A 14,375-nucleotide genomic window follows, 5' to 3' on the forward strand; every position below is an offset into this window, starting at 1 on the left:
TTTACAAAAAGGAGCTTCTATGTCAATTCTTGCCCGTTGTCTTTTTGGATGATTGAGCCGCCGAGCCGTGTGGGAATCGGCACGAGATGATCGGAGCTTTCTGCTTTTCCTGGGCGGAATGTGGAGGCGCGAAGGAAGGCTAGAATTCGAGCGGTCCCATGAGGACGGCCAGAAAGGAAAACCCGATTCCCGTGATCCATTGAAGGATAACGATCCTTCTGACCATGGTCTCGAACCGGCCCCCTCGATCTGGCGCAGGGCCTTCAGTTCTTCCTCCACGCCATCGACCCGCGCCATGCCGAACGGTTCCCTGCAGATTGCCCGAGAACGCTCAGATTGCTCCCTGCGGGCCCGTGCGGTCGGACTGTTCTTTGAGTAGGGGCAGGTTCCGAACCCGCCCCGACAAGGCTCAAAAAGACCCCAGGGAATAGTGGAGTTTCAACCAATTAAAATCCACAAAAAGGCTAAAAGGCCGTTGGCGGACAGGCTCCTTGGAACGCCGTTCATTTGACGGCACGAATGGCAGCAATCGGTTGGGAAATGGGCGGATCGGGCTCCTCGCGCAGAACCCGGCGCACCAAGGCCACCAGGTTTTCATGCGCGGGTTGATTGTCCGGAGGCGGAGGTAGAGTCATGGAATCTCCTCAGGCAATGCGCGGGCCGTGATGCAGCCTGGAAAGCGAGATCACCGTACCATCCGGATCCCGGCGGGACAAGCCGGCTCTGTCAGAACCGGGGCCCCCAGAATACTTTGCTCGGTCACGAGGGTAATACCACTCACCACGCATCACCAAGAAGAGGTGTTCCCCCATGGATGCGAACACATTTCGGACTCACCTGGAAGAGGCTCACCGTGCTGTCTCCCACGCCCTGCCCTTTCGGCCCTCCCTGGCCATCGTGCTGGGAACCGGTCTGGGCGGCGTGGCCGAAGCCATGGAAATGGCCGGGGAACTTCCTTACCACGCCATCCCCCATCACCCCGTGTCCACAGTGGCCAGCCATGAAGGCCGCTACCTGTGGGGTCGCTGGGCCGGCCGGGACATCCTCGCCCTCCAAGGTCGATTCCACCTTTACGAAGGCTACAGCCCTTTGGAAATCTCCTTTCCAGTGCGGCTGCTGGCGCGCCTGGGCGTCCAAACCCTGGTGATCTCCAATGCGGCCGGTGGTCTCAATCCCCTTTTCGAACCCGGGGACCTCATGCTCATTACCGATCACATCAACTTCACCGGCAGAAATCCTCTGGTGGGCCCCAACTTCGATGAGATCGGCCCACGCTTCCCGGACATGACCGAGCCCTACAGCCGACGCCTTCAGGCCCTGGCCCGGCGCGAAGCCCTGGCCCAGGGCGTGCTCCTGCGCGAAGGGGTCTACGTGGGCGTGCTGGGCCCCAGCATGGAAACGGCGGCGGAGACCCGCATGCTGCGGGCTCTGGGTGCGGATGCCGTGGGCATGTCCACGGTCATGGAAGTGATCGCCGCAGTGCACGCCGGCCTGGATGTTCTGGGCATCTCGGTCATCTCCAACGTCAACCGCCCGGACTGCTATGAACCGGTACCCCTGGAAAAGGTGATCGCGACGGCTTCCGCCGCCGGTCCCAAGCTCATGCGTCTTCTGGAACGGATTCTCCCCGGCCTGTGACGGGCCGAGGGCACAGGCGGCAAGTGGGGAGGATTTCTCTCAACCCCTTCCCCATCCCTCGAACACCTCAACGGATCGCTGATTACGGATACATGCCCATGAAACACGCGCAACCGATTCCCTGCGATCTTCTGATCGTCAACGGAAAGGTCCTCACCTTGGATTCCCAGGACCGCCGGATCCGGCAAGGCGCCGTGGCCGTGTCCGACGGTGTCATCCTGGATGTGGGAGACACGGCCGATCTCTTGGCCCGCACCCGCCCGCACAAGGTTTTGGACGCCGAAGGATGCGTGGTCCTTCCCGGACTGGTCAACGCCCACACCCACGCCGCCATGACCCTCTTTCGGGGCTTGGCCGACGACCTGCCCCTCATGGACTGGCTGCAGCACCACATCTTTCCGGCAGAAAAGAAACTCACGGAGGACTGGGTCTATTGGGGCACGCTTCTCGCCTGCGCGGAGATGATCCTTTCCGGCACCACCTGCTTTTGCGACATGTACCTCTTTGAGCACAAAGTGGCTCAGGCGGCCGACGAAGCGGGCATGCGGGCGCTGGTGGGCGAAGTCCTCTACGACTTTCCTTCCCCCCACTACGGCCCGCTGGAAAACGGACTTCGCTTCACCCAAGATCTCATCGCGGAATGGAAGGACCATCCCCTGGTGCGAATCGCCGTGGAGCCCCATGCTCCCTACACCTGTTCGCCGGATCTCATCCGCGCCTGCTTCCACATGGCCGAAAGCCACGGCGTCCCCATGGTGATCCACCTGAGCGAAAACCAGGCCGAAGTGGAGGAGATCCTCCGGCGCTACGGAAAGAGGCCCGTGGCACACCTGGCGGAGCTGGGGGTGTTGAGCGATCGGGTGATCGCGGATCACTGCGTGGCGGTGGATGAAGACGACATGGACCTTCTGGCGCGTCACGGCGTGCATGTGGTCCACAACCCGGAAAGCAACCTGAAGCTCACTTCCGGTATCGCCCCCGTTCCGGCCCTCCTGGAGCGGGGCGTGAACGTGGCACTCGGCACCGACGGCTGCGCCAGCAACAACAACCTGGACCTTCTGGCCGAGATGGACGTGTGCGCCAAGATCCACAAGGCGGCGGCTCAGGATCCCACCGTGTTGGACGCCCGAACCGTGCTAAACATGGCCACTGCCTGCGGCGCCCGAGCCTTGGGCTTCGGGGACGGCCTGGGCCGAATCCAGGCGGGCGCGCCGGCGGACCTCATCGTGGTGGACTTCCGCAAGCCGCATCTCACTCCCGTCTATGATCCCGTAAGCCATCTGGTTTATGCCGCCCAGGCCTCCGATGTGCGCCATTCGGTGATCGCCGGCCGAGTGGTCATGGAAGACCGGCAGCTGCTCACCCTGGATGTGGAAAGGATCTGCGCGCACGTGCGCACCATCGCCGAAAAGGTTCGATGACCCATGAGGACAAAGGATCTCACGACCGTTGACCTTCTTCTCACCGAGATCGATTGGCTTCTTATCTGCGATCCGGGCATGACCGTTGTGAAACAGGGGGCCGTGGCCGTGGACGGCGGAACCGTCGTGGCCGCGGGATCCCAGCGCGATCTGGAAGCGCGCTACCGGGCCCGCGAGACGCTCCCCATGTCCGGCCACCTGGTGATGCCCGGACTCATCAACACACACGTCCATGCGGCCATGACCCTCTTTCGCGGAATCGGAGACGATCTACCCCTTAAGACGTGGCTCCAGGAGGTGATCTTTCCCGCGGAAGCCCGCCATGCGGACGATGCGTTCGTGGAACTGGGAACGGTGCTGGCCTGCGCGGAGATGATCCTCGGCGGGACGACCACCTTCTGCGACGGCTATTTCTTCGAGGAAGCAGCCGCCCGGGCCGCCGCTCGGGCCGGCATCCGGGCCGTGCTGGGGCAGGGCGTGCTCGACTTTCCCTCGCCCGATCTCAAGGACCCATCCCGGGCACGCCAGCGGGTGGAAGCCTTTCTGGACGCCGCCCGAAGCTGGCCGCCCCGGCTCCGCCCGTCCCTCTTCTGCCACGCCCCTTACACCTGCGGCCCGGAGACTTTGCAGTGGGTCAAGGACCTTTGTCGGCGCCAAGGCCTCCTGTTCCAGATCCATGTCTCCGAAACCCAATGGGAGGTGGAAGAGATCGAAACACGCTACGGCAGGCGGCCTGTCTTCCATCTGGACCACCTGGGCCTGTTGGACCCCATGACCCTGTGCGCCCACGGCGTCTGGCTGGACCCAGACGAAATCGCGCTCCTGGCGGAAAGGGGAGCTTGCCTCTCCCACAACGTGGAAAGCAACCTCAAGCTCGCTTCCGGAGTGGCTCCCGTGCCGGCCTTGATCCAGGTGGGCGTTCCGGTGGGACTCGGTACCGATGGCTGCGCCAGCAACAACGATCTGGACCTCTTTTCGGAGATGGCCCTCACGGCCAAGCTCCACAAGGCCACGGCCAACGATCCCACGGTCTGTCCGGCCCGCCAGGTTCTCCGGATGGCCACGCTGGACGGCGCCCGGGCCCTGGGTCTGTCCCATGCGGTGGGAAGTCTGGAACCTGGGAAAAGGGCGGACCTGATCGCCCTTCGCATTGACCGGCCGCACCTTACACCGCTCTACGACCCCGTCTCCCACATTGTCTACGCAGCCCGATCCTCCGATGTGAACCACGTATGGGTGGACGGACGGCGGGTGGTTCAGGACGGACGGCTCCTCACCCTGGACGTGCCTCAGCTCCTTTGTGAAGCCGAAAGCGTCGCCGTGACCGTCCGTTCCTGCGGACGTTGAAATTGGATGATCGGTGTTCCGACTCTTCTGATCCCGGGCGCGTTCAGCGGATCGGATCGTGCTGGTGTCTCGGAGTATGTCCGGGAGCGGCCCGGTCGCTCCCTTCTTGTGCGGACGGAAGGTTGGGACGACCAGGCAGGCCCGTGCTGCCGGCCTGGCGTTTCAGCAGTCGGGGCGGGTTTGGAACCCGCCCGTACAAGGCGGTCCGAGAACTTAAAAAAAGCACCCCGGGGCCGGTGGAATTTCAACTGGTGAGAATGCCCCAAAAGGCCGAGAGGCCATCGTGAGACAGGCTCCTGGTGTCAGGCGGAGACTTCCAGGCTGATGTCGATGGCCGGAGCGGAATGGGTGAGAGCGCCCACACTGATAAAATCCACGCCCGTTTCCGCGTAGGCCCGCACGGTCTCCAGCGTCACGCCGCCGGAAACCTCCAGAAGGGCCCTTCCGGCGGCCAATTCCACGCCACGGCGCACCTGATCCACAGAGAAGTTGTCGAGCATGATCACATCGGCGCGGGCATCCAAGGCTTCTTGGAGCTGCTCCAGGCTGTCCACTTCCACCTCCACGCGGAGGGTGTGGGGAGCGGCCTGTCGCGCCCGTTGGATGGCGGCCCGCACCCCGCCCGCGGCCGCCACGTGATTGTCCTTGATGAGGATGCCGTCGAAGAGGCCGAAACGATGGTTCTTGCCGCCACCGTGGTGCACGGCCTTTTTTTCCAGATCGCGCCACAAGGGCGTGGTCTTTCTCGTATCCAGGATGCGGCACGGAGTGCCGGCCACCGCCTGGACCAGCCGATGGGTCAGGGTGGCGATGCCGCAAAGGCGCTGAAGCAGGTTGAGGGCGGTCCGTTCCCCCGTGAGGATGGAAGCAAGCCTTCCCCGGACCACAGCCACCACCGCTTGCGCATCCGCCTGATTCCCGTCCCTGTAGGGGCTTTGGATTTCCAGGGCCCGATCCACCAGGTTGAAGACGCGTTCAAAGACCTCCAGTCCGGAAAGGACACAGGGCTCCCGAAGCACCGCGCGCGCTTGCCCCACGCGGTCTTCCGGAACCGTGGCCGAGGTGGTCACGTCGCCGGACCCCACATCTTCCTGGAGGGCCAGCCGCAGTCTCTCATCCACAGTCAGGAACACGGCAGAAGACCTTTCGTCGCCATGAAGGTGCACCGCAGGGTACCCTAACCGGCCGATTGGGCCGCGTTGCGTCGCAGCTCTTCAACCCGCTGCCAGTGGTGGCGGATCTTTTCCAGCTTTTCTCCCAGCCTCTGTGCCTTCTCCCGTTCCTTTTCCACCACGTGGCCGGGAGCCCGGCTCAGGAAATCCTCGTTGGAAAGCTTTCGGCTGGTTCCAGCAAGCTCTTTTTCCAGCTTGCCGATCTCTTTTTGGAGGCGGGCCGCTTCGCCTTCGAAATCCAGCACGTCTTCCAAAAGGACGTAGACCTCCACGCCGGAAACAACTGCTCCGGCCGCCAGCCGGGGCTTGGCCGTCTCCCCGTGCAGGGCCACCTTCAGGCCCTTCAGGCGGGCCAGGTCCACCACGGTGCGATCGTTGGCTTCCAGCAAAGCCTTGTCCTTTTCGGAGGCACACAGGCAAACCACCTCCACCCGGGCGGCGGGAGAGATATTCATCTCGCCCCGTATGTTTCGGATGGAGCCGATCACGCCCGTGAGCAGCCCCATTTCTCCTTCGGCTTGGGCATCGATCCGCCCCATTTCCACCGCCGGGAACGCCGCCTGCATGATGCTTCCTTGGGTTCCCGGAAGCTTCTGCCACAGCTCCTCGGTCACAAAGGGCATGACGGGATGGAGCATGAGCAGAACATTGCGGAGCAGGTACACGGAGATGGTCTGGGCCAGGAGCCTGGCCTTTGGATCATCGCCGTAGAGATCCGGCTTGATCATCTCGAGATACCAGTCGCAGTACTCATGCCAGAAGAACTGGTAGAGGCTCTGGGCGTATTGGTTGAAATGGTAGTTTTCCAGCGCTTCCTCCACCTCTTGCACCACCTTCTGGAAGCGACTGAGGATCCACCGATGGGCCAGGCGATCGGGCTTTTGGGGAATCTCATCCAGGAGCGAAGCACCTTCCACGTTCATCAGGACCAGGCGCGTGGCGTTCCAGATCTTGTTGACGAAGTGGCGATAGCCTTCGATCCGTTCTTCAGAAAGCTTCACATCCCGGCCCTGGACCGCAAAGGCGGTGAGCGTGAATCGCAAGGCGTCCGTACCGTACTTGTCCATCATGATGATGGGGTCGATCACGTTCCCCTTGGACTTGCTCATCTTCTGACCCTGAGCGTCTCGAACCAGGGCGTGCACATACACGTCGCGGAACGGCACGTCCTTCATGAAGTGAAGCCCCATCATCATCATGCGGGCCACCCAGAAGAAGAGGATGTCGAAGCCGGTGACCAGAACGGAGGTGGGGTAGAACTTGTCCAGTTCCGGTGTCTTTTCCGGCCATCCCATGGTGGAAAAGGGCCACAGGGCCGAACTGAACCAGGTGTCCAGCACGTCCTCTTCCTGGCTAAGGTTCGGGGAGCCGCAGGCGCCGCAACGGTCCGGATCCTCCACGGCCACGGTCACTTCCCCGCAGTCGGCACAGTACCAGGCGGGGATGCGGTGTCCCCACCAGATCTGGCGACTCACGCACCAGTCCTCGATGTTTTCGAGCCACTGGAAATAGTCCTTTTCCCACTTTTCCGGAACGATCCGGGTGCGCCCGTCCCGAACGGCCTCCATGGCCCGTTCGGCCAAGGGACGGGTGCTCACGAACCACTGCAGAGACTGCATGGGTTCCACCACGTTCTTGCACCGGTAGCAGTGGCCCACGCGGTGCACGTGGTCTTCGATCTTGACCAGAAAACCGGCCGCTTCCAGGTCCGCCACCACCCGCTTGCGGCATTCGTAGCGGTCCATCCCGGCGTAGGCACCGGCCTCCTGGGTCATGACCCCGTCCTCTCCGATCACCTGGATGAGTTCCAGGTTGTGCTTGACCCCCAGGTCGAAGTCGTTGAAGTCATGGCCGGGAGTGACCTTCAAGGCGCCTGTGCCGAATTCCCGATCCACGTAAGCGTCCGCGATCACCGGAATGGGTCGGTTCATGAGGGGAAGGATCACCTTTTTGCCCACCGCATCCCGATAGCGCGGATCTTCCGGATGGACCGCCACGGCCGTGTCGCCCAACATGGTTTCCGGTCGGGTGGTGGCCACCACCAGTTCCCCGCTTCCGTCCGCCAGAGGGTAGCGGATGTGGTAGAGCCGGCCCGGAATCTCTTCGCCCTCCACTTCGATGTTGGCCAGGGCCGTGCGGCAGCGGGGGCACCAGTTGATCATGCGCGTGCCGCGGTAGATGAGACCCTCTTCATAGAGCTTGACGAAAACGATCCGCACCGCCCGCGAAAGCCCTTCGTCCATGGTGAAGCGTTCCCGGGACCAGTCGCAGGAGGCCCCCAGGCGCTTGAGCTGCTTGATGATGTATCCGCCGTACTGCGCCTTCCACTCCCAGACCTTTTCCACAAATTTTTCGCGCCCCAGGTCGTAACGGCTCAGGCCCTGTTGCGCCAGTTGCCGCTCCACCACGTTCTGGGTGGCGATTCCGGCATGGTCCGTCCCCGGCACCCAGAGCACTTCAAAGCCCTTGAGACGTTTATAGCGGCACAGGATGTCCTGCAGGGTGTTGTTCAGCGCATGGCCCATGTGCAACTGCCCCGTCACATTGGGCGGCGGGATGACGATGCTGAAAGCGGGCTTTTTCGACTGCTCATCGGCCCGAAAACACCCGGTTTCTTCCCAGAAAGAGTAGATACGGGCCTCCACATCGTGGAACTCGTAGGCTTTCGGCAACTGGCCTTTGTCCATGGACGCTCTTCCTCCCAACCGATTCATTCCGCTGTACCATCACAGAGTGAGGTTCTTGGTGAGCCGTTCGATTTCATCCCGCAACACCTGCCGGACGATGCGGGGAAGTTGCTCTCGTAACATTTCCTGGACCGTTTTCTCAAGCTGCTTTTCCAACTGCGCATCCAGATGTTCCTCCAGCCGCCGCTGGAGCCGTCGTTCCATGATTTCCAGGATCGGGCGCAAAATGGCCGCGTTGTCCTCTTGTTCGGTGGATTCCGCCGAAGGCTCCCGGGCAGGCGCCTCAGCGTGCCGGTTCTCGGTCGGAGATTCCACTGGGGCCAACGCATCGGCCGTCCGTGCGGCAGCGGCCACGGAGGCCGCCTCCCCCAGATCCAGATCGGTATCCACTTCCAGGCCGGGTTCCTCCGTCGAAGGAAGCTCCATTGCCTCCGGGACACCATCCGAAACGGGCTCCGAAGGCTCCTCCGATTCCGGCCGAGGTTCTTGGGGAAGAGCCTTTTCATCTCCCTTGAAGTCCAGCTCCGCGGCCTTTTCCAGTTCCTGGAAAAAGGCCTCTTCGTCCTCGCTGAGCGCTTCCGGGACTTCACCTTCCGAGAGGGCCTCCTCAAGCGCCTCCGTCTCTTCCGCGGAGGTCTCCTGGGATATCCTTTCCGCATCCGGCTGATCCGCCGGAGGCTCCGCTTCCTTTACCAAAGATTCCAACTGGCCCAGATCCTCAGAATTCAACCGGCCCAGTTCCTCTTCCGCCGGGACCGCTTCAGTCCCCTCTTCGGCGGCGGGTTCCGCTTCCAAGTCCCGTGCCGGGGGGGCCTCCGGCGCCGGTTCCGGTTCCTGCGAGGTCTCGCCTACAGAATCGAACAGAGCGTCCAGATCCACCTCGTCCGCCGGTGCTTCGTCCGGAGCTCCTTCCGGAGCGGCGGCAGGGGCGGCTTCCTCTTCCCCAGGCGCCAATTCCACCGTTTCCAAATCCTCTTCGAAGAGCGACTTATCCAGGCTTTCGTCCAGGTCCATGTCCTCGAGATCCGGGAGGCCGTCATCCAAGTCGGGTAGCGGCTCCAAGGGCGCATCGCCCTCCTCCACCACCTCGTCCAGCTCGATGATCTCCTCGTCATCCAACTCGTCCAGCTTGTCAAAGCCCTCGAAAAGGTCTCGCCCTGCCTCTTCCTGGTTTTCCTCCGTTTGAGGGATATCCTTTTCGTCCGGCTTCTTCTTGTCGCTCATGGGCTGTCCTCCCGGCTCAAGTATGCGGTTACCGCACGGTGCCAACGCCTCCCCCTGCAGGCCCCGCCCCTTCGGGGCTCCACCAGATGTTTCCACCGACGCGGAGTGAGGATCCATGGGGAAGGGAAGATGCGCAAGGTAGCGTTAGCACGTGAAAAATTTTTGTGTCAAGCGGATAACCCCGACCTTCCCTCTGCGCCCGCTCCCCACCCGGAGCCCCGGCGCGCCACCGTCAGCACAGGCGTCGGAGTTTTCCGTCTTTAGTTCTCGAAGGTCGGTTGTCTGATCCTGCTTTGCAGTTCACAACTCACCGTTTGCGATTTGCCGATTGGACTTCACGCATCACGGTTCGCATGTCTCACAGACTCAGGACGCGTGCCAGGTTCTCCAGATCGTCTTGATCGCCCTTTTTGGGCGTTTCCATGATGGCGGGGATGGATTTCAGCCTGGGATGGTGCACGAAGCGGCGGAAGGCCTCTCGGCCGATGGCGCCGCATCCCACGTGCCAGTGACGGTCCACGCGTTTTCCCACCGGCACTTTGGAGTCGTTGAGATGCCACAGCGCCACTCGGTGGAGCCCCAAAATGGCGTCCAGCTCCGCCACGAAGCGCTCCAGTTCCTCCCGGGTTCGAAACCGGTAGCCGGCGGCAGCGGCATGGGCCGTGTCCACGCAATAGCCGACATGCACGGACAAAGGGCCCAGCAGATCTCGGATGCGGCGAAGTTCCCCCAACGAAGATCCCACTTCCGTTCCCTGCCCCGCCGCATTCTCCAAGAGAATCCGGGTCGGGCCGTGGTTGCCTTCATTTTCGGTGAGTACCCACGCCAGGGCTTCCGCCACCCGCTCGTGGCCTTTATCCAGGCCCAGCCCGTGGTGATGGCCGCAATGGACCACCAGATAGTCCGCACCGATATGCCGCGCCAGCCGCCATTCTTCCTTCAGGGCCCGCAGCGACTTTTCCCGGATCCTCTCGTCGTGCCCGGCCAAATTGGGAAGATAGGACAGATGCACCACCACCGGCCACAGGGCGGCTTGGCGGCGACGCCTGCGAAAAGCCTGGATCTCCCCGTCGTCCAGATGACGGTTTTTCCATTGACGGGGGTTTCGCACAAAGATCTGAACCGCCCGGCATCCCAGGCGTTCGGCGGCATCCACCGCCGCCGGGAGCCCCCCGGAGATGGACAGGTGAAAGCCGATGCGCATCATAGCTTCATCCACGGACGGGGAAGAAAGAGGTTCTTGTAGAGCTCCAGGGCGTAACGGTCCGTCATCCCCGCAATATGATCGCAGACCTGACGTTCCCGGGATTCCTGGCAGTCCCGATCTCCGATTTCCCGGTGGAACAGATCCGTATCCCGAAGCAGCGCGGCGTAGAGGTCCTCGATGATCTTCCGGGCCCGTTCGAATTCTCTTCGGATGGGTTCCGTTTCATAGACCTTTTCGAAGAGAAAGGCCCGCAGGCTGTCCACCAAATCCCGCATGGCCGGCCCCATGCGGATTTCACGGAGCCCGCACGCCAGGCTCGCCTGGATGGTGTCTTCCACCATGGCGTGGATTCTCTGGGCATGGGTCGCACCCAGCCCGCACCGAATGGATTCCGGTATGTCCTCCAAACGCAGCACCCCGGCCCGGATGGCGTCGTCCAAATCGTGATTCAGGTAGGCCACGATGTCCGCCACCCGCACGATCTGCCCCTCCAGGGTCACCGGACCCTTGCCGGCATCCACCAGGACGGGATGGTTTTTGCCCTTGGAATGCTTGAGGATGCCGTCGCGCACCTCGAAGGTCAGGTTGAGGCCCCGCCCGTCCTTTTCCAGCCGATCCACCACGCGCAGGCTCTGTTCGTGGTGGCGAAATCCCCCGGGATGGATCTGGTTGAGCACTCGTTCCCCCCCGTGGCCGAAGGGGGTGTGGCCCAGGTCATGGCCCAAGGCGATGGCTTCGATGAGATCTTCGTTCAAGGCCAGGGCCCGGCCGATGGTCCGGGCGATCTGAGACACCTCCAGGGTGTGGGTCAGCCGCGTGCGGTAATGATCTCCCGTGGGGGACAGAAAGACCTGCGTCTTGTGCTTGAGCCGACGGAAGGCCTTGCTGTGGACAATCCGGTCCCGGTCCCTCTGGAAGGCGGTTCGCAGGGGACATTCGGGATCTTGGCGGCGGCGGCCGCGGCTTTCCCGGCTCTTCTGAGCCTGTTCGGCCAGAAAAAGGAACTCCCGCTCCTCCAGCCAGTCCCGCAGGGTCTGGAAGCCGCTGCGGAGTGGATTTTCACTTTTCAGCATTGACCCTCCCTTCGTCCATTGGGTAATGGAAGAGGTTCCGCTGAAGCCCCGAAGTCCTCACCCGGGGTCCTCAGTCATCGTTTCAACCAGAAAGGAAGGATTGTCCGCCATGGGTCGCATCTTGTACCGCTATCTCATCCTGGAGCAGCTGGTCCCGGCGTTCATCTGCTTTTCCGGGCTGCTGCTCATCCTGCTGGCGGGCCGCATGATGCAATTGACCACCTACCTCTTCTCCGGATCGGTCACATGGCTGGACCTGGTCCGGGTCATCGGGCTGGCTCTGCCCAAGATGGCCCTGTACGCCCTGCCCATGGCTACGCTCATCGGCATCCTTCTGGGATTCCTTCGGCTCACGGCGGACAACGAGCTGGTGGCCATTCGAAGCGCCGGCGTGGCGTTCCGCCAGCTGTGGCCTGCGGTGGCCACCGTGGTCCTTTTGACCACCGCCCTGTCTTTTTACACGTCGTTGTCCCTGGTGCCAACCTCCACCCGGCAACTGAAAGAGACCTTGCGCACCCTGAGCCATGCGGTCGTGCCGGCGCTGCTCAAGGAAGGTCGATTCATCGATATAGTGCCCGACATGGTCTTTTTCTTCGACCGGGTAGACCCCAAGACCCGGGAGATTCAGGGCGTCTTCATCCATGACACGCGCAATCCTCAAACACGGGCGACCATCGTGGCGCAAAGCGCCCGGCTTCTGGACGCCAAGGCCCACAACGCCCTCGTCTTTCGCATCGAAAACGGCACCATCAGCCGAGTGGGCAACGATTTGAAGGCCAGTCAGACCATCCGATTCGGGTCTTATGACCTGGTGCTGAGCCTGGACGAATTGCTGAACCCGGGGAGCGCCGGGAAGCAGGATAAGGGCGCAATGACCATGGCCCAGCTCCGCCGTGCCATGCAATCGTCCCGCGGCACCCCCTACACGCTGGAATACCACAAGCGGCTGGCCCTGCCCTTCGCCTGCCTTTTTCTGGGATTTGTCGCCGCCCCCCTGGGGGCTCTCTTCCAAAGCGGCCATCGTATGAGCGGGATCACTTTGGGCATCGCCATCTTCCTGGCCTACTATGTGGTCTTATCCGCGGGCAAAGCTCTGGGGGAAGAAGGGATTCTTTGGCCCGCCCTGGGCATTTGGCTTCCCAATCTGGCCTCCGCCTCCTTGGCTTTCTACCTGTGGAAGAAAGCCCAGGATGAAACCCCCTTCGCTGTCGTTTCCTGGTGGAACAAGTTGCAGCCGGTGTGCGCCCGGTGGTTGAAAACCTGCTCGCTTCCGAAAAAAAAGAGCGAAAGCCCGGATCACAGTGCGGGAAAGTAGGATTGCTCCGTCATGAAGATCATCACCCGTTACATCGTGCGCCACTTTCTTGCCGTCTTCAGCGTCGCCCTTTTCGGCTTCGTGGGCATCTACCTGGTCATCGACTTTTTCGAAAAGTTCGATGACATCATCGAAAAGAACGCTTCATGGCAGGACGCTCTCCTCTACTTCGCCTGCAAGACCCCCCTCATTGTCTCCCAGGGGATCCCCATCGCCACGCTTCTGGCTGCCCTGATTGGACTGGGGCTCTTGCAGCGAAACCGTGAAATCATCGCCTTGCGGGCCGCCGGCTTGAACGCCTGGGTCTATGCGGGTCCGGTGGTGGTGACGGCCCTGGTTCTCAGCGCCGCCACCTTCGGCCTGGGTGAAACCGCAGGGCGCCCCCTGAACCGGCAGGCCGTCCGGATCTGGCAGGAACGGATCGCCAAGACGGCCTCCCGCATGGGCTGGACCCATCAAAACGTGTGGTATCGCGGGGATGGCGTCCTGTGGCAAGCGCGGGTCTACGACCCCAAGCGGGCCGTCTTCCAGGGCGCCACTCTCTACTTTTTGAGTGAAGACTTTCGTTTGGAGCGGAGGCTGGACGCCCGGACCATATCCTGGACGGGCCGGGGCTGGCAGGCCCGCCAGGGGGCGCTCACCGAATTCAAGGACCGGCGAGCGTCTCAACAAAGCTTTGACGTTTTGGAACTCCATCTTAAAGAACGCCCGCAGGACTTCCAGGCGGCCAAGGCGCTCCCGGAGGAGCTGAACTGGTTGGATCTGTATCGGTTCGCGCGCCGGATCGAAGAGGAAGGCTACAACGCCACGACCTACGTGACCGAGCTCCATTCGCGCCTGGCCATCGCCTGCACCTCCTTGGTCCTGGCCATACTGGGGCTGAGCATCAGCCTGCACCTGGGCCACCGCGGAGGCGTAGCCCTGGGCATCGCCCTCGGACTCCTGCTCACCTTTCTTTATCTGGTGGTCTTGCAGGTGGGGGTGTCCATGGCCCACGCAGAGCTCATCCATCCGGTGGTAGGGGTGTGGGCGGCCAACGTTGTCTTTGCCCTTCTCGGAGGCACCTTGTGGTTCAAAGCACCGCAGTAGGGACATCGAAAACCAGAGGTGACAAGCGGTGCGTCATGAATCCGGCGGAGCGGGGGCGAAAAGGCACAACCCACCCCGTGGGTCAACGGCCGTTCCCGCCCGTCTCAGGCGCGGCTTCCGCGGAAGCCTGCGTCGATAAGGTGTTGGGATCTTGGCCTCCGGTTTTGCAGGGACCACCTTGCCCTCCATCCCCTCCCGGGCG

At 62.3% G+C, this 14,375-nt stretch carries 11 protein-coding genes; 5 read left to right on the plus strand and 6 right to left on the minus strand.

Annotated features, from left to right (window positions below; translation table 11 throughout):
* Positions 1-503 precede the first annotated feature (503 nt).
* Positions 504-635: a hypothetical protein gene (locus tag B9A12_RS17740; RefSeq protein WP_281247894.1), complete on the minus strand. Its 132-nt coding sequence runs from the start codon at positions 633-635 to the stop codon at positions 504-506.
* A gap of 175 nt (positions 636-810) precedes the next feature.
* On the opposite strand from B9A12_RS17740, the gene B9A12_RS02590 reads away from it, so the two are divergent.
* From B9A12_RS02590 to B9A12_RS02600, 3 genes are all read left to right on the plus strand, one after another.
* Entirely contained in the window at positions 811-1,638 is an 828-nt protein-coding gene (locus tag B9A12_RS02590) for a purine-nucleoside phosphorylase (RefSeq protein ID WP_084055999.1), read from the plus strand.
* A gap of 98 nt (positions 1,639-1,736) precedes the next feature.
* The gene (locus B9A12_RS02595) at positions 1,737-3,059 is read left to right on the plus strand and encodes an amidohydrolase (RefSeq protein WP_084056000.1); all 1,323 of its coding nucleotides are present in this window, start codon (positions 1,737-1,739) and stop codon (positions 3,057-3,059) included.
* 3 nt (positions 3,060-3,062) lie between these two features.
* The gene (locus tag B9A12_RS02600) at positions 3,063-4,406 is read left to right on the plus strand and encodes an amidohydrolase family protein (protein WP_084056001.1); all 1,344 of its coding nucleotides are present in this window, start codon (positions 3,063-3,065) and stop codon (positions 4,404-4,406) included.
* Positions 4,407-4,708: 302 nt separating this feature from the next.
* Here B9A12_RS02600 and nadC read toward each other — a convergent pair whose 3' ends face one another.
* The 5 genes from nadC to B9A12_RS02625 all read right to left on the minus strand — a co-directional run bounded on the left by nadC (position 4,709) and on the right by B9A12_RS02625 (position 11,769).
* Positions 4,709-5,533: a carboxylating nicotinate-nucleotide diphosphorylase gene (gene nadC, locus B9A12_RS02605; protein WP_084056426.1), complete on the minus strand. Its 825-nt coding sequence runs from the start codon at positions 5,531-5,533 to the stop codon at positions 4,709-4,711.
* A 50-nt stretch (positions 5,534-5,583) separates the two neighbouring features.
* The gene (locus B9A12_RS02610) at positions 5,584-8,265 is read right to left on the minus strand and encodes a valine--tRNA ligase (RefSeq protein WP_084056002.1); all 2,682 of its coding nucleotides are present in this window, start codon (positions 8,263-8,265) and stop codon (positions 5,584-5,586) included.
* 39 nt (positions 8,266-8,304) lie between these two features.
* Entirely contained in the window at positions 8,305-9,489 is a 1,185-nt protein-coding gene (locus B9A12_RS02615; RefSeq protein WP_084056003.1) for a hypothetical protein, read from the minus strand.
* Between the two features lie 358 nt (positions 9,490-9,847).
* Complete coding sequence (locus B9A12_RS02620) at positions 9,848-10,696, minus strand: deoxyribonuclease IV (RefSeq protein ID WP_084056004.1); 849 nt, start codon at positions 10,694-10,696, stop codon at positions 9,848-9,850.
* Positions 10,693-11,769 carry a deoxyguanosinetriphosphate triphosphohydrolase gene (locus B9A12_RS02625; RefSeq protein ID WP_084056005.1) on the minus strand — a complete coding sequence of 359 codons (1,077 nt, stop codon included), beginning with the start codon at positions 11,767-11,769 and terminating at the stop codon, positions 10,693-10,695. The genes B9A12_RS02620 and B9A12_RS02625 overlap by 4 nt, the downstream gene beginning before the upstream one ends.
* Positions 11,770-11,878: 109 nt before the next feature.
* Here B9A12_RS02625 and lptF point away from each other — a divergent pair, with 109 nt between their 5' ends.
* Complete coding sequence (gene lptF / locus B9A12_RS02630) at positions 11,879-13,084, plus strand: LPS export ABC transporter permease LptF (protein ID WP_170920286.1); 1,206 nt, start codon at positions 11,879-11,881, stop codon at positions 13,082-13,084.
* A 12-nt stretch (positions 13,085-13,096) separates the two neighbouring features.
* Positions 13,097-14,173 (plus strand): LPS export ABC transporter permease LptG, encoded by a 1,077-nt coding sequence (lptG, locus tag B9A12_RS02635; RefSeq protein ID WP_084056007.1) that lies wholly within the window; start codon positions 13,097-13,099, stop codon positions 14,171-14,173.
* Positions 14,174-14,375 lie beyond the last annotated feature (202 nt).

Origin of the sequence: Desulfacinum hydrothermale DSM 13146, from assembly GCF_900176285.1 — a bacterium.
GTDB lineage: Bacteria > Desulfobacterota > Syntrophobacteria > Syntrophobacterales > DSM-9756 > Desulfacinum > Desulfacinum hydrothermale.